The 25,582-nt window shown below is 52.3% G+C and carries 22 protein-coding genes; 12 read left to right on the top strand and 10 right to left on the bottom strand.

Annotated elements, in window-relative coordinates; all coding sequences use genetic code 11:
• Nucleotides 1-149: 149 nt before the first annotated feature.
• Nucleotides 150-1,388 carry an Nramp family divalent metal transporter gene (locus FDW96_RS23690; RefSeq protein ID WP_042306967.1) on the top strand — a complete coding sequence of 413 codons (1,239 nt, stop codon included), beginning with the start codon at nucleotides 150-152 and terminating at the stop codon, nucleotides 1,386-1,388.
• 32 nt (nucleotides 1,389-1,420) lie between these two features.
• On the opposite strand, the gene ypeC is transcribed toward FDW96_RS23690, so the two are convergent.
• Together ypeC and mgrA are read right to left on the bottom strand one after the other, a co-directional pair.
• The gene (gene ypeC / locus FDW96_RS23695; RefSeq protein WP_003834889.1) at nucleotides 1,421-1,747 is read right to left on the bottom strand and encodes a DUF2502 domain-containing protein YpeC; all 327 of its coding nucleotides are present in this window, start codon (nucleotides 1,745-1,747) and stop codon (nucleotides 1,421-1,423) included.
• Nucleotides 1,748-1,884: 137 nt separating this feature from the next.
• Complete coding sequence (gene mgrA, locus FDW96_RS23700) at nucleotides 1,885-2,874, bottom strand: L-glyceraldehyde 3-phosphate reductase (RefSeq protein ID WP_042306968.1); 990 nt, start codon at nucleotides 2,872-2,874, stop codon at nucleotides 1,885-1,887.
• 184 nt (nucleotides 2,875-3,058) lie between these two features.
• Here mgrA and FDW96_RS23705 point away from each other — a divergent pair, with 184 nt between their 5' ends.
• Nucleotides 3,059-4,711: an alpha-keto acid decarboxylase family protein gene (locus FDW96_RS23705; protein ID WP_137366399.1), complete on the top strand. Its 1,653-nt coding sequence runs from the start codon at nucleotides 3,059-3,061 to the stop codon at nucleotides 4,709-4,711.
• On the opposite strand, the gene FDW96_RS23710 is transcribed toward FDW96_RS23705, so the two are convergent.
• On the bottom strand, nucleotides 4,712-5,947 hold the full coding sequence (locus FDW96_RS23710) for an ion channel protein (protein ID WP_061382152.1): 1,236 nt from the start codon (nucleotides 5,945-5,947) through the stop codon (nucleotides 4,712-4,714).
• 204 nt (nucleotides 5,948-6,151) lie between these two features.
• On the opposite strand from FDW96_RS23710, the gene glk reads away from it, so the two are divergent.
• From glk to ptsP, 6 genes are all read left to right on the top strand, one after another.
• On the top strand, nucleotides 6,152-7,117 hold the full coding sequence (glk, locus tag FDW96_RS23715; RefSeq protein WP_042306971.1) for a glucokinase: 966 nt from the start codon (nucleotides 6,152-6,154) through the stop codon (nucleotides 7,115-7,117).
• 1,028 nt (nucleotides 7,118-8,145) lie between these two features.
• Complete coding sequence (locus FDW96_RS23725; RefSeq protein WP_003028254.1) at nucleotides 8,146-8,472, top strand: PTS fructose transporter subunit IIB; 327 nt, start codon at nucleotides 8,146-8,148, stop codon at nucleotides 8,470-8,472.
• 20 nt (nucleotides 8,473-8,492) lie between these two features.
• Nucleotides 8,493-9,740, top strand: a complete 1,248-nt coding sequence (locus tag FDW96_RS23730; RefSeq protein WP_042306972.1) for a PTS fructose transporter subunit IIC — start codon at nucleotides 8,493-8,495, stop codon at nucleotides 9,738-9,740.
• A gap of 17 nt (nucleotides 9,741-9,757) precedes the next feature.
• Nucleotides 9,758-10,843: an aminopeptidase gene (ypdF, locus tag FDW96_RS23735; protein ID WP_137366400.1), complete on the top strand. Its 1,086-nt coding sequence runs from the start codon at nucleotides 9,758-9,760 to the stop codon at nucleotides 10,841-10,843.
• Nucleotides 10,843-11,883, top strand: coding sequence for an aminopeptidase (ypdE, locus tag FDW96_RS23740; RefSeq protein ID WP_137366401.1), 1,041 nt, complete (start codon nucleotides 10,843-10,845; stop codon nucleotides 11,881-11,883). Before ypdF ends, ypdE begins: the two co-directional genes overlap by 1 nt.
• Nucleotides 11,884-11,906: 23 nt before the next feature.
• A complete protein-coding gene (ptsP, locus tag FDW96_RS23745; RefSeq protein WP_042306976.1) occupies nucleotides 11,907-14,402 on the top strand; it encodes a phosphoenolpyruvate--protein phosphotransferase in 2,496 nt (831 codons plus the stop codon).
• Nucleotides 14,403-14,480: 78 nt separating this feature from the next.
• Here the strand turns inward: ptsP and FDW96_RS23750 are convergent, their stop codons facing one another.
• From FDW96_RS23750 to FDW96_RS23765, 4 genes are all read right to left on the bottom strand, one after another.
• Complete coding sequence (locus FDW96_RS23750; protein ID WP_042306978.1) at nucleotides 14,481-14,669, bottom strand: hypothetical protein; 189 nt, start codon at nucleotides 14,667-14,669, stop codon at nucleotides 14,481-14,483.
• 101 nt (nucleotides 14,670-14,770) lie between these two features.
• Nucleotides 14,771-15,634, bottom strand: coding sequence for a helix-turn-helix domain-containing protein (locus FDW96_RS23755; RefSeq protein WP_042306981.1), 864 nt, complete (start codon nucleotides 15,632-15,634; stop codon nucleotides 14,771-14,773).
• 15 nt (nucleotides 15,635-15,649) lie between these two features.
• Nucleotides 15,650-16,384: a LytTR family DNA-binding domain-containing protein gene (locus FDW96_RS23760; protein WP_042306983.1), complete on the bottom strand. Its 735-nt coding sequence runs from the start codon at nucleotides 16,382-16,384 to the stop codon at nucleotides 15,650-15,652.
• 14 nt (nucleotides 16,385-16,398) lie between these two features.
• The gene (locus FDW96_RS23765; protein ID WP_137366402.1) at nucleotides 16,399-18,096 is read right to left on the bottom strand and encodes a sensor histidine kinase; all 1,698 of its coding nucleotides are present in this window, start codon (nucleotides 18,094-18,096) and stop codon (nucleotides 16,399-16,401) included.
• Nucleotides 18,097-18,483: 387 nt separating this feature from the next.
• Here FDW96_RS23765 and alaC point away from each other — a divergent pair, with 387 nt between their 5' ends.
• Nucleotides 18,484-19,722: an alanine transaminase gene (alaC, locus tag FDW96_RS23770; RefSeq protein ID WP_042306985.1), complete on the top strand. Its 1,239-nt coding sequence runs from the start codon at nucleotides 18,484-18,486 to the stop codon at nucleotides 19,720-19,722.
• A gap of 67 nt (nucleotides 19,723-19,789) precedes the next feature.
• Here the strand turns inward: alaC and ypdK are convergent, their stop codons facing one another.
• Nucleotides 19,790-19,861: a membrane protein YpdK gene (ypdK, locus tag FDW96_RS23775; protein ID WP_010723117.1), complete on the bottom strand. Its 72-nt coding sequence runs from the start codon at nucleotides 19,859-19,861 to the stop codon at nucleotides 19,790-19,792.
• Between the two features lie 342 nt (nucleotides 19,862-20,203).
• On the opposite strand from ypdK, the gene FDW96_RS23780 reads away from it, so the two are divergent.
• Nucleotides 20,204-20,818, top strand: a complete 615-nt coding sequence (locus tag FDW96_RS23780) for a lysozyme inhibitor LprI family protein (RefSeq protein ID WP_137350009.1) — start codon at nucleotides 20,204-20,206, stop codon at nucleotides 20,816-20,818.
• A gap of 41 nt (nucleotides 20,819-20,859) precedes the next feature.
• Here the strand turns inward: FDW96_RS23780 and lpxP are convergent, their stop codons facing one another.
• Complete coding sequence (gene lpxP / locus FDW96_RS23785; RefSeq protein WP_042306988.1) at nucleotides 20,860-21,780, bottom strand: kdo(2)-lipid IV(A) palmitoleoyltransferase; 921 nt, start codon at nucleotides 21,778-21,780, stop codon at nucleotides 20,860-20,862.
• Between the two features lie 440 nt (nucleotides 21,781-22,220).
• Here lpxP and FDW96_RS23790 point away from each other — a divergent pair, with 440 nt between their 5' ends.
• Entirely contained in the window at nucleotides 22,221-22,463 is a 243-nt protein-coding gene (locus tag FDW96_RS23790) for a DUF2545 family protein (protein WP_042306990.1), read from the top strand.
• A 105-nt stretch (nucleotides 22,464-22,568) separates the two neighbouring features.
• On the opposite strand, the gene pgtP is transcribed toward FDW96_RS23790, so the two are convergent.
• A complete protein-coding gene (gene pgtP, locus FDW96_RS23795; protein ID WP_137366403.1) occupies nucleotides 22,569-23,960 on the bottom strand; it encodes a phosphoglycerate transporter PgtP in 1,392 nt (463 codons plus the stop codon).
• A gap of 422 nt (nucleotides 23,961-24,382) precedes the next feature.
• On the opposite strand from pgtP, the gene pgtC reads away from it, so the two are divergent.
• Nucleotides 24,383-25,576, top strand: coding sequence for a phosphoglycerate transport regulator PgtC (pgtC, locus tag FDW96_RS23800; RefSeq protein WP_137366497.1), 1,194 nt, complete (start codon nucleotides 24,383-24,385; stop codon nucleotides 25,574-25,576).
• Nucleotides 25,577-25,582: the final 6 nt, after the last annotated feature.

The following is a 25,582-nucleotide window of genomic DNA, read 5'->3' on the forward strand; positions in this document are numbered from 1 at the left end:
AACATCTCACCAGTCTTTCAAGAATCCTTATCGATCCATAGACAAACGCTATCAGAGAAATCAACTTCACCCATTAAAATGAATTTGATAATTATTCTCAATAAGCGTAGCTTGAAACATAGCAAAGGCTATGTTTCTGAGGCACTAAAATGACTAACGATCGCGTTGAGAGTAGCAGTGGACGGGCAGCGCGCAAGTTGAAGCTCGCATTAATGGGACCTGCGTTCATCGCGGCGATCGGCTATATCGATCCGGGTAACTTTGCCACCAATATCCAGGCAGGGGCCAGCTTTGGCTATAAACTGTTGTGGGTTGTGGTCTGGGCAAACCTGATGGCAATGCTGATTCAGGTGCTGTCGGCAAAACTGGGTATTGCCACCGGTAAAAACCTGGCGGAGCAAATTCGCGATCATTATCCTCGTCCGGTGGTATGGTTTTACTGGGTGCAGGCTGAAATTATCGCCATGGCGACCGACCTTGCTGAGTTTATTGGCGCTGCGATTGGTTTCAAACTGATCCTGGGTGTTTCATTATTGCAGGGGGCCGTACTTACCGGTATCGCGACGTTTTTAATTCTGATGCTGCAGCGCCGCGGGCAAAAACCGCTGGAAAAAGTCATTGGCGGCTTGCTGCTGTTTGTGGCAGCGGCTTACATCGTGGAACTGATCTTTTCCCAACCCAATCTGGCGCAGCTTAGCAAAGGGATGATTATTCCCAACCTGCCCAATTCTGAGGCTGTGTTCCTGGCTGCTGGCGTGCTTGGCGCGACCATCATGCCGCATGTGATCTATTTGCATTCTTCTTTAACCCAGCATCTGCACGGCGGAACGCGGCAACAACGCTATGCGGCCACGAAATGGGATGTGGCTATCGCCATGACGATTGCCGGGTTTGTGAATCTGGCGATGATGGCGACAGCTGCCGCCGCATTTCATTTTAGCGGGCATACCGGTATCGCCGATCTCGATCAGGCGTACCTGACCCTTGAACCGCTGTTGAGCCACGCGGCGGCGACGGTGTTTGGTTTAAGCCTGGTGGCAGCGGGGCTGTCTTCTACTGTGGTCGGCACGTTGGCGGGGCAGGTGGTGATGCAGGGGTTTATCCGCTTCCACATTCCGCTGTGGGTACGCCGTACTGTCACCATGATGCCATCATTTATTGTGATTCTGATGGGGCTGGATCCCACCCGTATTCTGGTGATGAGCCAGGTGTTGCTCAGTTTCGGGATTGCCCTTGCGTTGGTGCCGCTACTAATCTTTACCAGCAACGGCCCATTGATGGGGGATTTGGTTAACACCGCCTGGGTCAAATACATTGGCTGGATGATTGTGGTGTTAGTGGTCGCACTGAATATCTGGTTACTGGTGGGAACCGCGCTGGGTTTGTAAAAACAAAAGAGCCCGTAGGCTCTTTTGTTACATTAATGATGATGTTTGTGGCCGCGCCCGCGACCGCGATGGTCGTCACGGTCATTCCAGCCTTCACGATAGCCGCGCTCATAAGCTTTACGTTTATCCCAGCCACGATGATAGCCATTGTCATGACGCCACCAGCGGTTTTTGCGCCACTCATAGTTATGATGCCAGTAATCCCGGTCGCGCCAGCGGCCGCCATCCCAGTAGTTACCGTAATTATCGCGATCGCCAATTTGCAATTTTATTGATGGCAGCAGGGTGATTTCGCCAGCGTTCGCGGCCAGCGGGGTAAAAGCCAATAAGACTGCCGCCAGAATCAGTGACCTGAACATTTTTACTCTCCTTCACGATCGAGCCGTAGCCGGCCTGTTAACGTAATATTACGGGGCAGTAAAGCCCCGTTTCATCGCCTTAACTCTTAAATCGCGAGCGAGAGCACTTTTTGTTAATAAATGTGTCTTTATTTCAATCAGCTCAGAATGGCATCAATTTCCGCGCACTCTTCGGCAGAGAAATGACGGTTTGCCAGCATGCCAACGGCGTCTTCAATTTGCGCGGGTTTACTGGCGCCAATCAACACCGAGGTGACCTTGTCTTCCCGTAATACCCACGCGAGCGCCATCTGAGAAAGTTTTTGTCCCCGACGTTCTGCCAGCGCGTTCAGCGCACGGACCTTTTCCAGTTTTTGTGGCGTTAACTGGTCCGGGTTAAGAAAACGGCTGGAGCTTGCCGCGCGCGAGTCCGCAGGAATACCGTTCAGGTAGCGGTCGGTTAATTGCCCACCCGCCAGTGGCGAGAAGGCGATACTGCCAACCCCCTTTTCCTGTAATAGCGACAGCAGGCCACTTTCGACCCAACGTTCAAACAGGGAATATTTAGGCTGGTGGATAAGGCAGGGAGTGCCTAAATCGTCGAGTATTTCAATCGCCTGCCTGGCAAGCTCCGCCGGATAATTAGACAGTCCGACATATAGCGCTTTACCCTGACGGACAATATGATCCAGCGCGCGCATGGTTTCTCTGAGCGGCGTTTCAGGATCGGGCCGGTGGTGATAGAAGATATCAACATACTCCAGCCCCAGGCGTTTGAGGCTTTGATCGAGGCTGGCAATCAGGTATTTGCGTGATCCCCAGTCGCCGTAGGGCCCCTCCCACATGGTGTAACCAGCTTTGGTGGAGATGACCAGCTCGTCCCGCCACGGTAAAAAATCTTCCTGCAGAATGCGGCCAAAATTTCGCTCCGCTGAGCCCGGCGGTGGACCATAGTTATTCGCCAGGTCAAAATGATTAATTCCCAGATCGAATGCGCGCTGTAACAGAGCCCGACTGTTCTCTACCTGCGTGGCATCACCAAAATTATGCCACAAACCCAAAGAGACAATCGGGAGTTTGAGGCCGCTCTGGCCGCAGCGGCGATACTCCATTGTTTGATAGCGATTTTCATCAGCCTGATAAACCATGTAGCCTCCTGTCGGATAACGTGTGTCATTGAGTGTATACGTTTACATAAAGCAGGCGGCAATGAATTTTTAATCGGCAAAACTGTACATCTTGCTTTCCACCCCCTTCACTATGGCTTCTCTGGACAGTCAACACAGTTCTTCGATACTCAACATTGAGGTTACCGTCAGAAGGATAGCTGTCATGCAAACCCAATATTCCGTTGCTGATTATCTGCTGGACAGGCTGGCAGGCTGTGGCGTCGGCCACCTCTTTGGTGTGCCTGGTGATTATAATTTGCAGTTTCTTGACCATGTGATTGAACATCCCAGCATACGTTGGGTTGGGTGTGCGAACGAATTAAATGCGGCTTATGCCGCGGATGGCTATGCCAGGGTGGCAGGGGCAGGAGCATTGCTCACCACGTTTGGCGTGGGAGAGTTAAGTGCAATCAACGGTATCGCCGGAAGCTATGCGGAATATGTTCCTGTCTTACATGTTGTCGGCGCGCCCTGTCGCGGTGCGCAGCGTCGCGGGGAACTGATGCATCACACCCTTGGCGACGGTGACTTTCAGCATTTTTACCGTATGCAGCAGGCGGTAACGACGGCCAGCGCAATGCTGGATGAACAAAACGCCTGTTATGAAATTGACCGTGTGCTGCGGGCGATGTTAACAGAGCGCAGGCCAGGCTACCTGATGTTGCCTGCTGATGTGGCCAAACAGCCCGCTACGCCGCCGAATGACATTCTGATTGTTCCTCTGAGCGAACCGGAAAGCAGCGTGGCAGAAGCGTTTCGCTATTATGCCCGCGAGCGGCTGTTGGACAGTCCGCGCGTAGCGCTGTTGGCCGACTTTCTCGCGCAGCGCTTTGGTTTACAGCCTGTTTTGCAGCGTTGGATGGCGGAAACGCCGATGGCCCACGCCACGCTGTTGATGGGGAAAGGGTTATTTGATGAGCGTCACCCGGCGTTTGTCGGTACGTACAGCGCCGGAGCCAGTAGCGATTATGTGCGCCAGGCGATTGAAGATGCCGATACGATTATTTGCGTCGGTACACAATTTGTCGACACCCTGACCGCTGGGTTTACGCAACGGTTACCAGCGGAGCGTACTATTGAAGTTCAGCCCCATGCGTCACGTGTTGGTACCCAATGGTTTAACGTTCCGATGGAACAGGCCGTCACTACGTTACGCGAGTTGTGTCTGGAGATGTCGTTTTCACTGCCGCCCGAACGTCCGCCAGTTAGGCGTATCCAGGTTGAGAAGGGGCTGCTGACCCAGGAAAATTTCTGGCCAACGGTGCAGCATTATCTGGCGCCGGATGACATCATCCTCGTCGACCAGGGAACGGCGGCATTTGGTGCGGCTGCGCTCTCGCTACCCAGCGGTGCGGAAGTCCTGGTCCAACCGCTGTGGGGTTCCATCGGCTACGCGCTCCCGGCGGCATTTGGCGCGCAAACAGCCTGCCCGGAGCGCCGGGTGATCCTGATTATTGGCGATGGCGCAGCGCAGCTCACTATCCAGGAACTGGGCTCTATGCTCAGAGATGGGCAATCACCGGTGATTTTACTGCTAAACAATGACGGCTATACCGTGGAGAGGGCTATTCACGGGGCAAATCAGCGCTATAACGACATCGCCGGATGGAACTGGACGCAGGTGCCGCAGGCGTTAAGTCATGAATGTCAGGCGGAATGCTGGCGAGTGAAGCAGGCGGTACAACTGGAGGAAGTGCTGGCCCGGCTGTCCCGTCCGCAACGGTTGTCATTAATTGAAGTGGTGCTACCGAAAGCGGATCTTCCTGAGTTATTGCGCACGGTGACCCGTGCGCTGGAATCTCGCAACGGAGGATAGCTACTCCTCGGGGCGGCTGGCGATCATCATTGGTTTTCCGGCCAATAACAGCCACGCAGGGAGCATAACGACGCAAAGCAGCGGTAGCAGAGTGGTGTCTGGCACCACGACTGCCGCCATAAACAGGCTCAGCCACGCGTCGCGGGTAACGACCAGCACCAGCCCGAGAATTGCGCAGGAGACCGTGATGGCTGCCGGAACGGCTTCAACATGGGCGTGCAGCATCAGACCCAGCGCGACGCCCACGAAGACCGCCGGAAAAATTCGCCCGCCGCGAAAACCGCTCGCTGCGGCGACCACCAATGCCGCCAGTTTGATCACGGCAAGCAACAAATAATCTGATGTCCCCAGCGTCTGGCTAAACGCCATTTGCTGCATTTCATCCAGTCCCTTAAATAAGGTAAGCGGCCCGCCAATTACACCCAAAATACCGAGAATAAAACCACCAACCCCAAGGATCAGTACCGGGTGTTTAAGCTGATGCATTAAATGATGCAAGCGCGGTAGACACCAGACGGCCACCATGCCCGCGGCAATGGCTATAGCAGCAACGACCGCACCGCTGAGGATATCGATCAGATGCATTTGCGTATAGTGCGCGATGGGCAATGAAAAATGGGGATGAAAGAACAGGCTGGTGGTCAGTGAACCTGCGGCGGCGGCCATTAATGGCGCAAACAGGCGATCCCATAAAGGAACATCGTTCGAGCTATTCAGCGTTTGCGAAAACACCAACGCGGCGGCAACGGGAGTACCAAATAACGCCCCGATGGTGCCGGCAGAGGCGAGAATGGTCCAGTCCAGCTTAGCAATGCGCGGAAAGAGGCGACTGCCAAGCGCCACTGCGAGGGCGATATTCACGGTCATGATGGGATGTTCCGGCCCTAAACTGACGCCGCCCGCCAGACCGAGGATTAGCGCCGCCAGCAGGCCTGGCAGTGCCGAAACGGCCACCGGCATTCCGATTAACGGTTCACAAGCCGGATCAGGGCCGGCATGGCCCCGGCTGTAGCGGATGACAAGCCCGACCATCAGTCCGGTTAACGTGAGCATACCGATGATCCACAGCGGAGAGTCCTGGGCAATTCCGATACTAATCGGCAGACGCTCCCATAAAAATTGCTGTAAAACGGAAGCGACTTTCATCACAACGATCAACACCAGGCTGGACGCTATGCCAATGATTATCGCGGGAGTTGATAGCAAGAGCATCGTTCTGGCTCGCGGATGGAGCATTTTCAATTCCTTCAAACAGAGTCATAGATATAGTTTGCACAGCCTGCGCGGCCGCATCGCTGCAAATGGTGCTGAAACGATAAAGTAATTGTGTGATCTGGATCGATTTTCTACGGGCATCAGCCTTCAGGCCGTTGTTGTTATGCCCCCATGAATTTACAGTGTGGCAAAGATTTATTCTGACTTTAGCGGAGCAGTGGAAGAATGACAAAATATGCTTTAGTAGGTGATGTTGGCGGCACCAACGCACGTCTTGCTCTGTGCGACATTGCCAGTGGCGAGATTTCGCAGGCAAAAACCTATTCCGGGCTGGATTACCCCAGTCTGGAGGCTGTGGTGCGCGTGTACCTGGATGAGCATAGCGTCAGCGTCGAAGATGGTTGCATTGCCATTGCCTGTCCGATCACCGGCGACTGGGTGGCAATGACCAACCATACCTGGGCATTCTCTATTGCTGAGATGAAAAAAAATCTGGGCTTTAGCCATCTGGAAATCATTAATGATTTCACCGCCGTGTCGATGGCAATCCCTATGCTGAAAAAAGATCATTTGATCCAGTTTGGCGGCGCGGAACCTGTCGAAGGTAAACCGATTGCGGTGTATGGCGCGGGAACTGGCCTCGGCGTGGCGCATCTGGTGCACGTTGATAAACGCTGGGTAAGTCTGCCGGGTGAAGGCGGGCATGTGGATTTTGCGCCTAACAGCGAAGAAGAGGGGATTATCCTTGAGGTTCTGCGTGCGGAAATCGGTCATGTTTCTGCTGAACGTGTGCTCTCAGGACCCGGACTGGTGAACCTGTATCGCGCCATCGTCAAATCAGACGGCCGCCTGCCGGAAAATCTGCAGCCGAAGGATATCACCGCCCGTGCGCTGGAAGATTCCTGTATCGACTGCCGCCGCGCGCTGTCGCTGTTCTGTGTGATCATGGGCCGCTTTGGCGGCGATCTGGCGTTAACGCTGGGCACGTTTGGCGGCGTGTACATCGCTGGCGGGATCGTGCCGCGCTTCCTTGAATTCTTTAAAGCTTCCGGTTTCCGCGGTGGGTTTGAAGATAAAGGACGTTTTAAAGCCTACGTTCAGGATATTCCGGTGTATCTGATTGTGCATGATAATCCGGGCCTGCTTGGTTCTGGCGCACATCTGCGTCAGACGCTGGGGCATATTTTGTAAGGCCAATGTCGGATGGTATTTAGCAATCATCCGGCCTGTATTCCCACTAAACCGCGCTTCTGACGTAATGACGATCAGTTAACGACGAGCAATCGTCGTAACTATAGCTAAGAGCGGCATATCCGGAGGTAATGAATTTGTTGCCCCCGGTATTTGTTACGTTCACCTTATGTTTTTCACTTCTCTGAAACGATTACTCCCAGTGAACGTGTTAAGGGTACTATCGCCGTACCCTTAACAATCCCGGCTCCCGGCGGGAAAATTGCCACTTCGTGGAATATTCGCCCCATCCCTGGGGCTCACCCCTTCGGGGCCAGCGTAAGCGCTGTTCAAAATTGCTCCCGGCAATTTTGTCCTCCGCTTATTCCTCCAGGCTACCGGGTCGGGCGCGAGGTAGCGTCCTTGCAAAGCGCGCCCTGAGCCAGCATCCATGCTGGCTCTCCCGGCCTTACGGAAACACGTCGGCAATTTTCAGCCGGACCAGCCCACACCTGACCATTTGCGTTTTTTGTTTAAACAGCAAAACAGATTTAACTGGAAGTCAGAGCGTTGAAGCGATGACTCCGGTCCGGCTGAAAATCGATGAGTCGTTGACGGCTGACCGGGGCTGCCCGCAGGGATGCGGGCAGAGGGGACGGCCTGCATGGACGCAGGCTCGCCCCCGACCCGACAGGCAGACGGCATAAGACGAATGAATCGCATCGCGACGATTTTCCCGCCGGGAGCCTGGGTTGCAAGGGAGGCGGCGGTGAGCCTCCCTTGCACGTTCACGGGTACCTGTGCTTCAGAAAAGTGAAAAGCTGAAGTGAACGGAACCCTGAGTCGCAATCACATGTTCCCCATAATGATTAACTGACAAGCATTACGCTTCTGACGCGGTTTTTTATGCCTGCCGGCCAGCTTTCCGACCTTCGTCACACTTCCTGATTACTGGATTATATGTCCAGTAAAAGCATTATTTGTCTGATAACGGTCCCTACTTGCCTCGGACCATAATTTCTCTCGTTAACTATTACGAGGAAATGAATATGAGCAAAAAATTAATTGCTGTCTGTGCGTGTCCGATGGGGCTGGCTCACACCTTTATGGCGGCGCAGGCTCTGGAAGAAGCGGCGGTTGAAGCCGGTTATGAAGTGAAAATCGAAACTCAGGGCGCTGACGGAATTCAAAATCGTCTGACGGCGCAGGATATTGCTGAGGCGACGTTAATCATCCATTCAGTTGCCGTAACTCCGGAAGATAACGAGCGTTTTGAGTCGCGTGATGTCTACGAAATTACGCTACAGGACGCGATAAAAAATGCGGCCGGCATCATTAAAGAGATCGAAGAGATGGTTGCCGCTGAACAACAATAATTATCGACAGGGAACTACGTATGGCCATTAAAAAACGCAGTGCAACCGTTGTGCCTGGCGCATCTGGTGCGGCAGCGGCAATAAAAAATCCACCGGCCTCCCGCAACAGCTTCTGGGGCGAACTTCCGCAACATGTGATGTCGGGTATTTCACGCATGGTGCCGACGTTAATTATGGGCGGGGTAATTCTCGCCTTCTCGCAACTGATCGCTTATAGCTGGCTCGATATTCCTGCTGACACTGGCATCATGGATGCGCTGAACAGCGGAAAATTTACCGGTTTTAATCTCTCATTATTGAAGTTTGCCTGGCTGTCGCAATCTTTTGGCGGCGTGCTGTTTGGTTTTGCTATTCCGATGTTTGCCGCGTTCGTTGCCAACTCCATCGGCGGCAAGCTGGCGTTTCCGGCGGGGTTCATCGGTGGGCTGATGTCTACTCAGCCTACGCAGCTGCTGAATTTTGACCCATCAACGCTGCAATGGGTAACCAGTGCACCCGTACCCTCCACCTTTATTGGTGCGCTAATTATCTCGATTGTTGCCGGGTATCTGGTGAAATGGATGAACCAAAAAATCCAGCTCCCTGATTTCCTGCTGGCGTTCAAGACCACCTTTTTGCTGCCCATTCTCTCTGCCATTTTCGTCATGCTGGCGATGTATTACGTGATCACGCCGTTTGGCGGCTGGATCAACGGCGGCATCCGTACTCTGCTGACTGCAGCAGGAGAGAAAGGCACGCTGATGTATGCGATGGGGATTTCCGCGGCCACAGCGATTGACCTCGGCGGGCCGATTAATAAAGCCGCTGGATTTGTCGCCTTCAGCTTTACCACCGATCACGTTCTGCCGGTCACCGCGCGCTCTATTGCGATTGTTATTCCGCCGATTGGCCTCGGGCTGGCAACGCTGCTTGACCGCCGCTTAACGGGTAAGCGTCTGTTCAGCGCCCAGCTCTACCCGCAGGGAAAAACGGCAATGTTCCTCGCATTTATGGGCATCAGCGAAGGGGCTATCCCGTTTGCGCTGGAAAGCCCCATCACGGCAATTCCCTCCTACATGGTTGGCGCCATTGTCGGATCGACGGCTGCCGTCTGGCTGGGTGCGGTGCAGTGGTTCCCTGAGTCGGCGATCTGGGCATGGCCGCTGGTGACCAATCTCGGTGTCTATATGGCAGGGATCCTGTTAGGTGCGGTGATTACCGCGCTGATGGTGGTGTTCCTGCGTCATCTGATGTACCGCAAAGGCAAATTGCTGATTGAAAGCCTCTGATCAAAAGGATTGTAACCATGAGCTTACTTGCCTCGCTGCGTGACTGGCTGGCGGCGCAACATCTTGATGCGATGCTGCTGTCATCGCGACAGAATAAACAGCCGCATATGGGGATCTCCAGCAGTTCAGGGTATGTGTTTATCAGCCATGAAAGCGCGCATATCCTCGTCGATGCCCGTTATTACACCGATGTCGCTACGCGTACTCAGGACTACCAGATCCATCTCCTCGATGGCACGCAGACGCTGTATTCGCGGGTGAATCACATCATTGCTGACGAAAAGCTGCAGACGGTGGGGTTCGAAGGCGAGCAGGTAAGCTGGGAAACGGCAAAGACATGGGCAGACAAACTGCATGGAAGACTGGTGAGCGCCGTGCCGGACGTGCTTCGGCAGGTGAAAACGGCCCAGGAAATAGCCTGTATCCGTGAAGCCTGTCGGATTGCCGACCTCAGCGCTGAGCACATACGGCGTTTTATTAAACCTGGTTTGCGTGAGCGCGAGATTGCCGCCGAACTGGAGTGGTACATGCGTACGCTCGGCGCAGATAAAGCCTCTTTTGACACCATTGTCGCCAGCGGCTGGCGCGGATCGCTGCCGCACGGTAAAGCCAGCGACAAGCGTGTTGAGGCGGGTGAGTTCATTACGCTGGATTTTGGCGCACAGTATCAGGGGTATTGTTCGGATATGACGCGAACGTTTCGCATACCCGACGCCAACCACTCTGCAGAAGAAAGCGCACTATTTTCGATTTATCAGGTTGTTCTGGAAGCGCAACTGGCGGCGGTGGCGACAATCCGACCCGGCGCGCGTTGCAATGAGGTGGACGCCGCAGCCAGGCAAGTTATTACGCAGGCGGGCTATGGTAATGAGTTTGGTCACAATACCGGACACGCTATCGGCATTGAGGTCCATGAAAATCCACGTTTTTCACCCACCGATGCGACGCCTCTGGCGGCGGGAATGCTGCTCACCGTTGAGCCAGGTATTTATCTGCCGGGGCAGGGCGGAGTACGTATTGAGGACGTGGTACTGGTTACGCCAGACGGCGGCGAGGTGCTCTACACCATGGCGAAAACATTGTTACACACGGGAGAGGCGTGATGGACTTATCGCTACTGAAGGCGCTGAGCGAGGCTGATGCGATCGCCTCCTCAGAACAGGAGGTGCGGCAGATCTTGCTCGAAGAAGCAGATCGTCTGCACAAAGAAGTGCGCTTCGATGGGTTAGGATCGGTGTTGATCCGCCTGAATGAATCAACCGGTCCGAAGGTAATGATCTGCGCGCATATGGATGAAGTGGGATTTATTGTGCGCAGTATTTCCAGCGAAGGAGCGATCGATGTCTTGCCAGTGGGAAATGTGCGTATGGCGGCCAGACAGTTGCAGTCGGTGCGGATTACCACCCGCGAAGAGAGCAAAATCCCGGGTCTGCTCGACGGAGAGCGCAGTGGCAATGAGGTGAATGCGCTACGGGTGGATATTGGCGCTCGATCTTATGACGAAGTACTTCAGGCCGGCGTGCACCCAGGCGATCGCGTTACCTTTGACACGACTTTTCAGGTTTTGCCGCACCAACGCGTCATGGGCAAAGCCTTTGATGACCGGCTTGGATGTTATTTGCTGGTCGCGCTGCTGCGCGAATGGCATGGTGCCGATCTCCCTTGCGAGGTGTGGCTGGTAGCCAGTTCCAGTGAGGAAGTTGGACTGCGCGGAGGGCAAACGGCCGCGCGTGCAGTTGCCCCCGATGTGGCGATCGTGCTGGACACCGCCTGCTGGGCGAAAAATTTTGATTGTGGCGCGGCCAACCACCGACAGCTCGGCAAAGGCCCGATGCTGGTGCTGAGCGATAAATCGCTGATTGCGCCGCCAAAGCTGACGGCATGGATTGAAAGTGTGGCCGCTGACGCGGGTATACCGTTACAGCTCGATATGTTCAGTAATGGCGGCACCGATGGCGGGGCTGTACACGTCAGCGGAACGGGGATCCCGACGGTTGTTATGGGGCCAGCCACACGGCATGGGCACTGTGCGGCATCGATTGCCGACTGTCGTGACATCATCCAGACGCAGCAGCTGCTGTCGGCGCTTATTTCACATCTTACGTGCGAAACCGTGGCTCATCTGACGGATTTCAGGTGCTGATTTCGCGCTAATCAGGAGTTGTTATGCTAACGATTCAATTTCTTTGCCCGTTACCCAATGGCCTGCATGCGCGTCCAGCATGGGAGCTGAAAGAGCAGTGTAGCCAGTGGCAAAGTGAGGTGATGTTTTTCAACCATCGTCAAAACGCCAAAGCGGATGCGAAAAGCTCGCTGGCGCTGATTGGCACCGGGACGCTGTTTAACGACAGCTGTAGCTTAACCATCACCGGTCATGATGAAGAACAGGCCAGACGGGCGCTGGAGGAGTACATTCAGCAGCGGTTTATCGACAGCGACAGCGTTCAGCCTGGGGCGGCGGAACTGGCGGCGCATCCGTTGCCGCGTTCGCTGATTCGGCTCAACCCGGATTTGCTGTATGGCACCGTGCTGGCAGGCGGCGTGGGGGCAGGTCAGCTCACGCTGTGGCAGAGTGATAATCTGGAGAGCTATCGCGCGATTGCGGCGAGTGCGGAAGACAACGCCAGGCTGGAGCACAGTCTGGCGACGCTGGCGGAGCTGCTCAATCAGCAACTCCGCCAGCGCGATGGTGAGAGTAAAACCATTCTCAGCGCGCATCTGTCTCTGATTCAGGACGATGAGTTCGCCGGGAATATTCGCCGATTAATGCTCGAGCAGCATCTGGGGTTAGGGGCGGCGATTATCACCAATATGGAACAAGTATGCGATAAGCTGTCGGCTTCCGGCAGCGATTATTTGCGCGAACGCGTCAGCGACATCCGTGATATCAGCGAACAATTGTTGCACATTACCTGGCCTGAAAAGCGGCCACGCCATGCGCTGGTGCTGGAAAAACCAACGATTCTGGTTGCTGAAGATCTGACGCCCAGTCAGTTTTTGAGCCTCGATTTGCAGCATCTGTCAGGCATGATCCTTGAGAAAACAGGGCGCACCTCGCATACGCTGATCCTCGCTCGGGCGTCGGCAATTCCGGTGCTTAGCGGCTTGCCGCTGGACGCGATTAGCCGCTATGCCGGGCAACCCGCGGTACTGGATGCCCGATGTGGCGTCCTGGCCATTAATCCAAACGAGGCGGTTCGCGGCTACTACGCGATTGCGCAGAAGCTGGCTGATGAATGCCAGCGTCGGCAAGCCCTTGACGCCGCCCAGCCCGCGTTAACCAAAGATAATCAACGAATTGACGTTGCAGCGAATATTGGCACCGCGCTGGAAGCGCCGGGGGCGTTTGCCAATGGCGCGGAAGGGATTGGGTTGTTTCGCACAGAAATGCTGTTTATGGATCGCGACAGTGCTCCCGACGAGCAGGAACAGTTTGAAGCCTACCAACAGGTGTTGTTGGCTGCGGGCGACAAGCCGGTTATCTTTCGCACGATGGACATTGGCGGCGATAAGAACATCCGTTATCTCAATATTCCGCAAGAAGAAAATCCGTTCCTGGGTTATCGCGCGGTGCGGATTTATCCCGAATTTGCTGGGCTGTTTCGCACGCAGTTGCGCGCCATTTTACGCGCGGCCACCTTCGGTAATGCGCAGTTGATGATCCCGATGGTGCACAGCCTCGACCAGATTTTATGGGTAAAAAGCGAATTGCAAAAAGCGCTGGTGGAGCTGAAAGCGGAGGGTTTACGTCATGCTCCGACAATTTCATTGGGGATTATGGTTGAAGTACCGTCGGTGTGTTACATCATCGACCACTTCTGTGACGAGGTGGATTTCTTCAGCATTGGTTCAAATGACATGACCCAGTATCTGTACGCTGTCGATCGTAATAATCCTCGCGTGTCGCCGCTATATAACCCGATTACGCCCTCGTTCTTGCGGATGTTGCAGCAGATTGTCCTCGTGGCGCACGAACGCGGTAAATGGGTAGGCATTTGCGGTGAACTGGGCGGGGAAAGTCGTTACCTACCGCTGCTGTTGGGCTTAGGGCTTGACGAGTTAAGTATGAGCAGCCCACGGATCCCGGCGGTGAAAAGTCAGCTTCGTCAACTGGACGGCCAGGCGTGTCGCGAACTCGCTATGCAGGCCTGCGAGTGTCGCAGTGCTCAGGAGATAGAAGATTTGCTGAAGCAGTTTGCACCGCAGAAAGACGTGCGCCCGCTACTGGCGCTGGAGAATATTTTTGTTGGCGAGCCTCTTGCCAACAAAGAGCAGGTGATCCAGTTCTTATGTGGTAATCTTGGGGTAAATGGACGCACCGAACATCCGTTTGAGCTGGAGGAAGATGTCTGGCAGCGCGAAGAGATAGTGACTACTGCCGTTGGTTTCGGGGTTGCTATCCCACATACTAAATCCCAGTGGATCAACCATTCCAGTATCAGCATTGCCCGGCTTGCTCAGCCGATAGACTGGCAGTCCGAAATGGGCGATGTTGAGCTGGTGATCATGCTAACGCTGGGGGCTGATGAAGGCATTAACCACGTGAAGGTCTTCTCGCAGCTGGCGCGTAAGCTGGTGAACAAGCAGTTCCGCCAGTCGTTGTTTGCCGCGACCGATGCCGAAAGCATTCTGGCGTTGCTGCAGGCGGAACTGACGTTTTAAACGCCACTGTGAGGAGTGTTTTCCAGCCTACGGTAATGGGATTGCAGGCTGGGCAAAACGGTTTTACAAGAGGAATTATTAATCTGCGGTGTGTTGAATCGGCAGTTTCCCGGCCCTTAACAGTATCATCTCTTGTTTGCAGAGCAGTACTACCGCCTGGCGACCTTTTACGCGTCGGGCGGTGAGCGCTCTTTTTACGGTCCGACGATCCGCACCTGATTCCAGCATCTGAAGACACATCAGGGAAAGTGCACTTCTGTTTTTCATCGAATATTCACTTTGTTGAGTAAGCCTGCACGTTATGCGCGAAAGGGCATTATTTTACAACGATACAAGTGGATATGACTAACTCGTTGGTATTGCCTCAATCAACGTGCTGACTGAAAACGGGTGCCGTACTCGCCCGGCGTCAGGCCAAACTGACGGCGGAACAGGCGGCAAAAATAATCACTGTCCTGATACCCGCAACGCTGTGCGACTTCGCTAATCGACAAATGATATTTCTGTAAGATAATGCGCGCCTTCGCCATTCTCACCCACCGCAAATACTCAACAAATCCCATGGTGCCATGCTGGGTAAATACTTTTGATAAGTGATTCGGTGTGATATTGAAAAAATGCGCTACGTTTTCCCGGTTCAGCGGCTGGGCATAGTTGTCCTGGACCCAATTACATATGCTGTGATAGAGAAATTCAGAGCGCGGGCGCGCTATATCAGGCCGGGTGTTTACCACGCTGCGGCACAGGTGCAGCAGGCTCAGCACCAGCGGCTGAATAATATCCTGGGCCTGTGGTGAGCGGCTTAAATGGGTTAATGCGGTAAGCATCGCCTCGCCTTCACCGCGCTGCGGATGCGGTAACTCAATGCGACGTACGGGACGTAGCAGCGATGCGGTTCGGTTGTCATAAAAAGAGAGGCCCAGCCAGGCCGGTGAAAATACCAGGCTCAAGAGCATCACCGGTTTATCGCTGCCTGGTAAATTCGCCGCTTTCGCCGGGATGAACAACATGTCGCCTTCCGCCAGGCTGTGCTGCTGTTTTTCCAGTTGGTTGCTGTACTCTCCGCGCAACACGATATCCAGGCGGGGCAGGTCAATACATAAACTGCCGGTCGGTAATGTGGCTAGTTGCCTGGCGAACCATACGCGCCCCAGACGCTGCGGGTTTAACACCAGGCCGCTGAACAGATCGGCAAAAAACTGTTGGTCGGCGGGCAGGCCTGGCTCTTTCATTGCTCTTTCTCTGCGCTATAAGTGCATTAACTGTCTGAACTCTTTCACTTTACTCCGACTCACCGGGATTTCAAATTCCAGGTCTTTTAAGCGCAAAATGTAGGTGTTGTTAAACCAGGGTTCGATCTCGCGAATTTTATTCAAATTCACACAGAATGAGCGGTGGCAGCGGAAGAAATGCGCAGCAGGCAGTTTGCTGCAAAACTCGGTGATGTTCATTGGCATCACATACGACTCGCGCCGGGTATAGACGAACGTCATCTTTTCATGGGCTTCAGCGTAGTAGATGTCGTTGATCGGGGTTACGATGATCCGCTCATCTTTGATCAGGTTGATCGTATCGTTTTCACGGGGCGCTGGGCCAGATGGTGAGGTTCCCGCTTGCTGCTGTTGCCAGGCGGCCTCCAGCTTTTGCAGCATGCCGACAATGCGTGATTCCTGATACGGTTTCAAAATATAGTCAAAGGCCTCCAGTTCGAAAGCTTCTACAGCGTGCTCTTTCCATGCGGTAATAAACACAATAAAGGGCTTATGCGCGAACTGGCTGATGTTTTGCGCCAACAGTACACCATCCAGCGAGGGAATATTGATATCCAGAAAAATAGCGTCAACGCGGTTGTGCTGGAGATATTTCAGCACGTCAAGACCGTCGTCAAATGTACCGACAATCTCCATCTGGCTGTGCTCTTTTATCAGCCAGCTTAGTTCCTGTTGGGCCAGGAATTCATCTTCGACAATGATGACTTTCACGACTTCACTCCTGGTTAAAGCAATAATGTGGCCGGTGCGGCTGCGGGCGAGTGCTGATTAGGCACATAAAAGGCAATCTCTGTGCCTGGCTCCAGACGGCGGATCAGTAATCCTTCACCGTAGAGCAGCTTAACGCGATGATGCACATTCAACAGGCCAATTTTATTACCCGGCATTTCATTGGACTCGACCCGTTCAATCACTTTCGGATCGATACCATGACCGGTATCCCGCACGGCAATCCGTACCCGGTTCCCGCACTCTGCAACGCTGATGGTGACCACGCCTTTCCCTTTGCAGGGTTGAATACCATGGACGATGGCGTTCTCAACAAGCGGCTGAATCAGCAGGCTGGGAATATAACAGCTTACCTCTTCATCAATATCATAAATAACCGTCAGCTTGTCGCCAAAACGGGCCTGTTCGATGGCGATGTAATCTTTGATTTGATACAGCTCTTTCTTGATGTCGATCTGCTCATCATCTTTTAATTCAATATTATAGCGAAGATAGCGAGACAAATTAAAAATGAGCTGACGCGCAGTGTCCGGGTTAAGCCGCACCGACGAGGAAATAGCGTTCAGGGCGTTAAACAGGAAATGGGGATTTATTTTACTCTGCAGTGCTCTTAGCTCTGCCTTATTTGCCATTTCGCGTAACTGTTCCGCCCGAGAAACCTCAAGCTGAGTCGAGATAATCTGCGACAGGCCGATGGCCATTTCCTGCAATGAGGAGGTGATCTGGTGAGCGTGACAGTAGTAGATTTTTAGCGTGCCGGTAACAACGCCTTTCTCCCAAAGCGGGATCACCAGCATGGAGTGTATTTCCGGTGTCCGATGTGCTTCATCATTGTTTTTTATGATGATTTTTCCATAATTGATCGCCTGTCGCGTGGTCGGGCTGACGAAGTCATCGTTATCGCGGTAATTCAGTTCACCCACGCCAACGTAGGCCAGAACGTGCTGGGTATTGGTAATAGCGACGGCATCAGCATGAATATCATGGCGAATAATCTCGCATACCTGGCGGAGCGACTCGCTGTTGACGTGACGGAAAAGCGGCAGGGTTTTGTTGGCGATATCCAGCGCCAGCTTGGCCTGCTTCGCGGCGCTGGCTTCTTTCTCACCTTCCACGCTTTGAACCAGCATAACGATAAAGCCAATACAGACGCTGCCCAGGATCATTGGGATACCGATTTTCGAGACGATATCCAGCCCCAGTTCGGTGGTGGGTGCCCAGGCGACGACGAGGATCATGGTCAGAGATTCGCATAGCATTCCGCCTAAAATACCTGCGCGCCAGTGCTGCGCTTTGGGGATCTTACGGTTGATCCACCCGGCAATGCAGCCTGCCAGAATACTGGTAATAAAGCAGGGTAGGGCGGTGACGCCGCCAATATCAATCAGGTAGCGGTGGGTGCCGGCGATGAGCCCCGTAATGATGCCGACCCACGGACCGAACAGAATTCCCCCTGACATGACCGCAATAATACGTACGTTAACCAGTGAGCCTTCAACCGGTACGCCGGACCAGGTACTGAACAGGGCAAACATCGAGAAAATCGCGGTGACGGCGAGCAACTCTTTCGGGGAGTGGGCTGACTTGTGCAACAGTTCGCGAAACAGGCGGATACGAATCAGGAAAAACAGACAAAACAGCATCAGCGCTGCCCGGTCAAATACCGCCAGCAGCATATTAAATATTTCGTGCACGGGTGACTCTTGCGCAGGGGTTAAACCTCTATGATAGGCAACCTGAGTCTGGATGACCAGCGCCCGCGCAGTCTGCGGCTAATGAGGAAAAACCTTAATATTAAAAGGGGATTGTTGCATTGTTGTTGTATTTACAATACCTATCTTCTAAGCGCAAAGATCAAGGTAATGTTTTTCACAACAAAATGTTAAATGATGGTAATTTTTAGCTGTGTGTGAAATTGAATATTTCCTCATTTTGTTTGCCTGTTCCTCATTTGTGTCGAAAAAAAATATTTTGTATTGCCTCTCGACAGAAGGAAATTATTCAGGCTATTTTCTAAACGTGCCACCATCGTGGCAGCGTCGCTCGGACGGTCCGGGCGCTAACGTTAATCTGAGGATATTATGGCTGACTCCCGCCCTGAACGTCGCTTTACGCGTATTGATCGCCTTCCCCCTTACGTTTTTAACATTACAGCTGAACTGAAAATGGCTGCGCGTCGGCGCGGCGAAGATATTATCGATTTCAGTATGGGGAACCCGGATGGGGCCACACCTCCTCACATTGTTGAAAAACTGTGTACCGTGGCGCAGCGCCCGGACACGCATGGCTATTCCACGTCTCGCGGCATCCCGCGTCTGCGTCGGGCGATTTCCCGCTGGTATCAGGAACGCTATGACGTTGAAATTGATCCCGAATCCGAAGCGATTGTGACTATTGGTTCCAAAGAGGGACTGGCGCACCTGATGCTGGCAACGCTCGATCATGGTGATACGGTTCTCGTACCCAACCCGAGCTATCCGATCCATATTTATGGCGCGGTGATTGCCGGGGCGCAGGTACGGTCAGTGCCGCTGGTGGAAGGTGTCGATTTCTTTAATGAGTTGGAGCGCGCGATCCGTGAAAGCTACCCGAAACCGAAGATGATGATCTTAGGTTTCCCGTCCAACCCGACAGCACAGTGCGTCGAGCTGGAATTTTTCGAAAAAGTCGTCGCGCTGGCTAAACGCTATGACGTGCTGGTGGTTCACGATCTCGCCTATGCCGATATCGTTTACGATGGCTGGAAAGCGCCATCGATTATGCAGGTACCAGGCGCTCGTGATGTCGCGGTTGAATTTTTCACCCTGTCGAAAAGCTACAACATGGCGGGCTGGCGTATCGGTTTTATGGTCGGCAATAAAACGCTGGTCAATGCGCTGGCGCGCATCAAGAGCTATCACGATTACGGGACGTTTACACCGTTGCAGGTTGCGGCAATCGCGGCGCTGGAAGGCGATCAGCAATGCGTACGGGATATTGCCGAGCAGTATAAACGCCGTCGCGATGTGCTGGTTAAAGGGCTGCATGAGGCCGGTTGGATGGTTGAGATGCCAAAGGCCTCAATGTACGTTTGGGCGAAAATTCCTGAGCAATATGCCGCGATGGGGTCACTTGAGTTTGCCAAAAAATTGCTGAACGAAGCGAAAGTATGCGTTTCGCCGGGGATTGGCTTTGGTGATTATGGCGATACACACGTGCGTTTTGCCTTAATTGAAAACCGTGACCGTACCCGCCAGGCGATCCGCGGCATCAAAGCGATGTTTCGCGCAGATGGCTTACTGCCTGCCAGTGCGAAATCGGCTATTGAAAGTACCGACTAACCAATCGTGAGATCCCCAAAAGCAAACAGGAGCCTGATGGCTCCTGTTTTTTTGCTGCGTCTTTTATTTAGATCATCAGGGCGAACGTACCGGCCCAAACGATGACCATAAAAGAAATGCCCATAAAGAAATATTTCACTTTTCATCTCTCCGCGTACCTGGGTACGTCTGAATGAACATATGCTTACCTGACAGAGAGCTGATGCACGCGCAAACGAAATGGAGAATATCCCTCGTTTGCCTGGCTGCATCACCTCAGAATTCTGAGCTTTAGTGCTCCAGACGGCGCTAATGTACGCCTAAAAATGAGGTGAGACAAGAGGCATTTTTCTATTTAATTTTAATAACTTACAAGTGTCGTGATTCGGCGACAGTTTAATTTCTGCCGGTAATAAATTGCTATTGAGCGACGTAATGATTAGTCGGAGAATTCTCATATCACCATAATATGAATACGGTTAATTTTTCGCGGAATTCAATAATGAAAAGGTTAAAAATGACCAGATTAATGATGTTAGCACTCGTTCTTACGCCAGTGGCGTCGATGGCGGCCTCTCCGTTAGCGTTTAATTTCAGCTGCGCAAGTATTGGTGGTGTGAATAGTGATGGTAAAGGCAACGTTTGGATTGATGGCTCAAAGGCAACCGTAAAGAGCTTCAATGACAACTACTGGGAAGCCAAAAGCGGGAAAAATACGCTTTCCATCTCCCGTAAAGATGACGGCAACCCGGAAGTTTCATGGACAGGACCTAATCGTAAGCACGGAATTTGTCAGCCTGAAGACAATATTGACTACGCTCCGGGGGAAAAATCGACCTACAGCGGTCCTTCTTTCTCTTGCTCAGCGGTGGCAAAGGGAAGTATTGAAGAGGTTATTTGCCAGAGTCCATCACTCTCCGCGCTGGATGTTAAGTTGAACGGGGTCTACAAACAGGCGTTGGTTAAATCGAAAAATAACCCAACGCTGAAAGCTGAGCAGCGCGGCTGGGTTAAAGGACGAAACGAGTGCTGGAAAGAGCAGGATAAACCAGCCTGTATTGCTCGTAACTACAATGAGCGCATGGCTGAACTACAGAACGAGTGGGGCGTTAAGTAATTCAGCCACAGACAAAAAGAAAGGCCGTAAGGCCTTTCTTTTTAGATATATAACGAGGCTTCACCCATGGGGCGGGTTTTGAAGCGACGGTGGATCCAGAGATACTGCTCGGGCGCGCGCATGATCTCTTTTTCGATAATTTTATTCATATAAGCCGCAGCCTGGCTTTCATCTGCCGGGTAACCTTCCATTTGTGGTGTGATAAACAGGCGGTAACCTGAGTTATCTGCTTTTCTCACCATGGTTACGGTCAGCATCGCTGCGCCCGATAGGCGTGACAGCACGTAAGTACCATTGGTGGTTGCCACGTTTTTAACGGCGAAGAAGGGCGCGAACGAGCTTCCTTTACGGCCGTAGTCCTGATCGGGAGCGAACCATACCGCTTCCCCTTTTTTCAGGGCGCCGACAATGCCACGCAGATTATTTCTGCCGATCATGGCTTTGTTGGAACGCATACGACCGCGGGTTTGGATCCACTCCATCAACTTATTGTTGTGTGGGCGATAGGTTGCCATCATCGGCTGGCAAAGCCCCATTACGCGGCCACCTAATTCCAGCGACATAAAATGTACGCCTACAACCATCACGCCACGGCCTTCCATCTGGGCGCGTTTAAGGTTGTCTAACCCTTCTACATCAAACCATTTGCGAACCCGGTGATCCGGCCAGAACCAGGCCATGCCTGTTTCAAGCAGTCCCATACCGAGTGAACGGAAGTTCTCATCGACCAGTTTGTCTCTTTCTTCCTGCGACAGATTGGGGAAACAGAGTTCGAGGTTTTTACGTGCAATAGATTCACGGCGCTTTAAAAATGGGCGAGCCAGTGTTCCTGTACGGGTACCAAGAAAACATAATACGGGATAGGGAAGTTGTACCAGTAACCAGAGCACACCGACGCCAAACCACGTGAGCCAATAGCGCGGATGCAAAAACGCGCGTGAAAATTTACATTGGGGAAACATAAGCACCTGTTGTTGGTACGAAATAGATGTATCGCGAAGACGCTGGGTCTGGCGCGTTACACTCTGCACAGATCGTTAGGCCGCCATAAACGACATTGGTTCCTGCAAAGAGTGTAAAACTGAGTCAGGACAAAACCACGAGGGGCATGAATGATCGGACGCACAATGTACACCCGAAGATTAATGTCAGCCAGAAATAATTACTCAAGTTTCGTAAATATTTTTGGGGCGATTAAGAACAAAAAAAAGCCTATATATAATCCATTGTTTTTATGATGAATAAATAAAATCCAGGTTAATATCTAAATAGTAAGCAGATGAGTGATTTTTGTAACGTAAATGTTGCTTAAATTGCGAACTAATGGGAATTGTCTTAGAATATAAAATCAAGGGAGTGTAAGGACTTACGTAAAGTTTTACGGCAAACAGGAGGTATCGCAATGCTCTATTTTTGGATCTTTCTCGCATTGAGCATTCTGAGCGTCAGTTGCTACATCTGGCAGGTAATGGGCGCGGCGGCGTCAATAAGCGCTTTTATCGGCATGGGCATACTCACGGCTTTAATTTACGTTTTCACTATGCGGTTGACTAATGGTAACGAAATGGTAACCGGATTATTCCTTTTTCTTGCCCCGACATGCGGTTTGATCATTCGCTTTATGGTGGGGGACGGTAGGCAATAACCTGGCACGTTACGATTGGAAATGAATTATCACGGTTAGAGATTTATTTAGCTGAGCGTAGGGAAGTGCCAGCGGTGCTGGCACTTTTTGCGAGACTGGAATCGATTAACGGGCGTCAGCCAACTGGAGTGATGCTTCTTCTTGCTGAGCATTTTTCCGCTGTTGCTCAAGTTCCAGCGCCCCGCGATGAGAGAGGTAGCAGAACAGGATGCAACAGACAATTCCCCCCATCAGCAGATAGAAACCGCCATGCCATCCCATTTTGTCGACCATTACGCCAAACAGGCTGGTACCCAATGATGCGCCAAAAATGTAGCTCATAAATCCGCGTAATCCTACTGCGGAACCCACTGCGAAGCTGGGTACGATTTCCATGGTCTGAACGGAGGCCAGGAACTGAGGAACATAAATCAGGCAGCCAACGATGGCGGCAAAAATAGTCACCATCAACAGCGATTCGCTTTTCCAGTAGCCGATCAGACAGACGAAAATCAGCGCCATACAAATCATTGCCAATGGCATGCGGCGGCCTTTAAACAGTTTATCGGTAAGCCAACCCGCCAGTAATGTGGAAGGAATTGCCGCCCATTCGAAAAACAAAAACGCGACGCTCATTTCCTCTTTCGAGAAATGTTTTTCGGTTAACAGATAAATTGGCAACCAGCTAATCATGCCAAAACGCACCATATAGACAAAGACATCTACCAGTGAAACATACCAGGCATTTTTATTACGCAGGACATAGGTGCAGAAAATCTGGAAGGCGCTCATATTTTCTGGCGCCTGGACAGCGTGTCGGGCATTTAATACAACTTTCTCTTCCGGCATCATTTGTTCCAGAGCCGGTAAACCTTCCTGGCGTGGTGAGCCTTTCCCCAGCATCAGCACGATAACTGCAAACAGTACGGCAACGCCGGCCGGAACAATATAGCTGGCGCTTTGCCAGTGTTCACTTCCCAAAATGGCAAAGGCGGCACCAACGATCGGGGCAACAATACCACCACCGACATTATGTGAGATATTCCAGAACGCGCCAACGCGTCCACGTTCTTTACGCGGGAACCAGTTAGCGATAGTAATAAATGAAGGGCCGACGCCCATCCCCTGGAACAAGCCGTTGAAGACAACCAGCGCGGCAAAAATCCAGAATCCGGTACTGAATCCTAAACCCACATTGACGATGGCGCACAGAATCAAACCGCATGCCATAAAGACTTTGGGGCTGGCTTTGTCTGCCAGGCTGCTCATAATGCCTTTACTGATGCCATAGGCGATAAGCATACAACTGCTGAGTAAACCGATCTGCGTGGCACTGAGATCCAGATGCTCTTTCAGATATGGAGTTGAGAGCGTGAAGTTATTGCGCACAATATAGTACGCAAGATAGCCCAGGAATACGCTGAGCAATGCCTGAATGCGGTAGCGGCCATAAGTTTCCTGGACTTTCTCTGTCGGGACTTTATTTGCCGCTGGCCCTGCCTTAAATATTGATAACATATCATCACCTAAATTTATATTGATGTGAATATCAGGAATTTTCGTGGTGAAGAGTGAAATAGGCAGGAGAGAAACTCAAGTCGATGAAATGGGTCACTATTGACTCATTTTATAGATGGTGCGGCAGATTTTGACTCTTTTTAAATAATGGCATTTTATTTCTGTTCTTTTGCGCGAAGTTTTATTGCTGGCATGTGCGGATATTAACAAATTCAGACTGTGTTTTCGGGTATTCTTAGCTGATGTAGTCACTTTTCGTATGGTTATTATTGCGAAAAACCTTATTCTTCTCTCCTGTAGGGATAAACGGGTAAGTTTTGTCTCAATATTATTTTTTGCATATGTTGGTATTTATGAACGGGATCACAAACAGACTTTACTGTTGGCGGCGTTTTTGGGCAATCTCGCTCTGTTTCATGTCGCTGTCGGCGAGCTGCCAGGCTTTGGGTAAAGAGCTGGTGATGGCAACAACCTTCTCACCCGGAGCCACGGCCTGGATTATTCAGCGCTGGCAGACGGAGCCGGGGTCGGTGATGATTCGCACGTTAAACCGGACCAGCAGCTCGCTGGAACAACTGCTTGATACCGCGAATGCGGAAAACGTTGATCTCATTTTGACCTCATCGCCCATGCTGTTACAGCATCTTCAGGAGCATCAGAAGCTGGCGCTCTTTGATAATGCGTTGCCGGAAAGCCAGAGGCTGGTGCCTGAGTCTATTCGTTCTACCTCCGTGGCTGTGGCGATATCCGGTTTTGGCCTGCTAATTAACCGTTCTGCGCTGGCGGCGCGACACCTTTCTCCTCCTGCTGACTGGGCGGATTTAACGCAGCCTAAATATCAGAATGCGTTGTTGATGAGTAGCCCGTCTCGTTCCGATACCAACCATTTGATGGTTGAGTCGCTGTTGCAGCAAAAAGGGTGGGAAGAGGGCTGGGCGACGCTGTTAGCGAGCGCCGGTAATCTGGTGACGATTTCATCACGCAGTTTTGGCGTAGCCGACAAAATTAAGAGCGGTCTTGGCGTTGCCGGGCCGGTCATTGATAACTATGCCAACCTGTTGCTCAACGATCCGCATCTGGTTTTTAGCTATTTTCCACGCTCGGCAGTGTCGCCAACCTATGTCGCCGTGCTCAAGAACAGCCAGCACGCCAGTGAAGCGCGTCGTTTTATCCGCTACTTATTAAGTCCGGAAGGACAGCGGATCCTTGCGGATGCGAATACGGGAAAATATCCGGTTACCCAGCTCGCGCCAGATAACCCACGGGCCGCTCAACAGGCGATGTTGATGAACCAGCCTGCGCTTAATTATCGGCTGATCCTTAAGCGGCAGCGGCTGGTGCAGCGAATGTTTGATACCGCCATCAGTTTTCGTCTCGCACAGCTGAAAGATGCCTGGCGGGCGCTTTACAGTGCGGAAGCGCGCCTGAAACGCCCGTTACCCGAAATCAGAGCCTTACTGACCAGCGTCCCGATAGATGCCAGGCGTAGTGAAGATGAGGCCTGGCTTGCTCAGTTCGATAACAAAAGCTTTGCCGAACAGCAGATGATGGAGTGGCAGCTGTGGTTTCTTAAAAATCAACGTCAGGCGATAGCAAAACTGGAAGAGTTAAAATGAAAGGTG

It is taken from the genome of Citrobacter sp. TBCS-15 (assembly GCF_005280815.1).
GTDB classification, from domain to species: domain Bacteria; phylum Pseudomonadota; class Gammaproteobacteria; order Enterobacterales; family Enterobacteriaceae; genus Citrobacter; species Citrobacter werkmanii.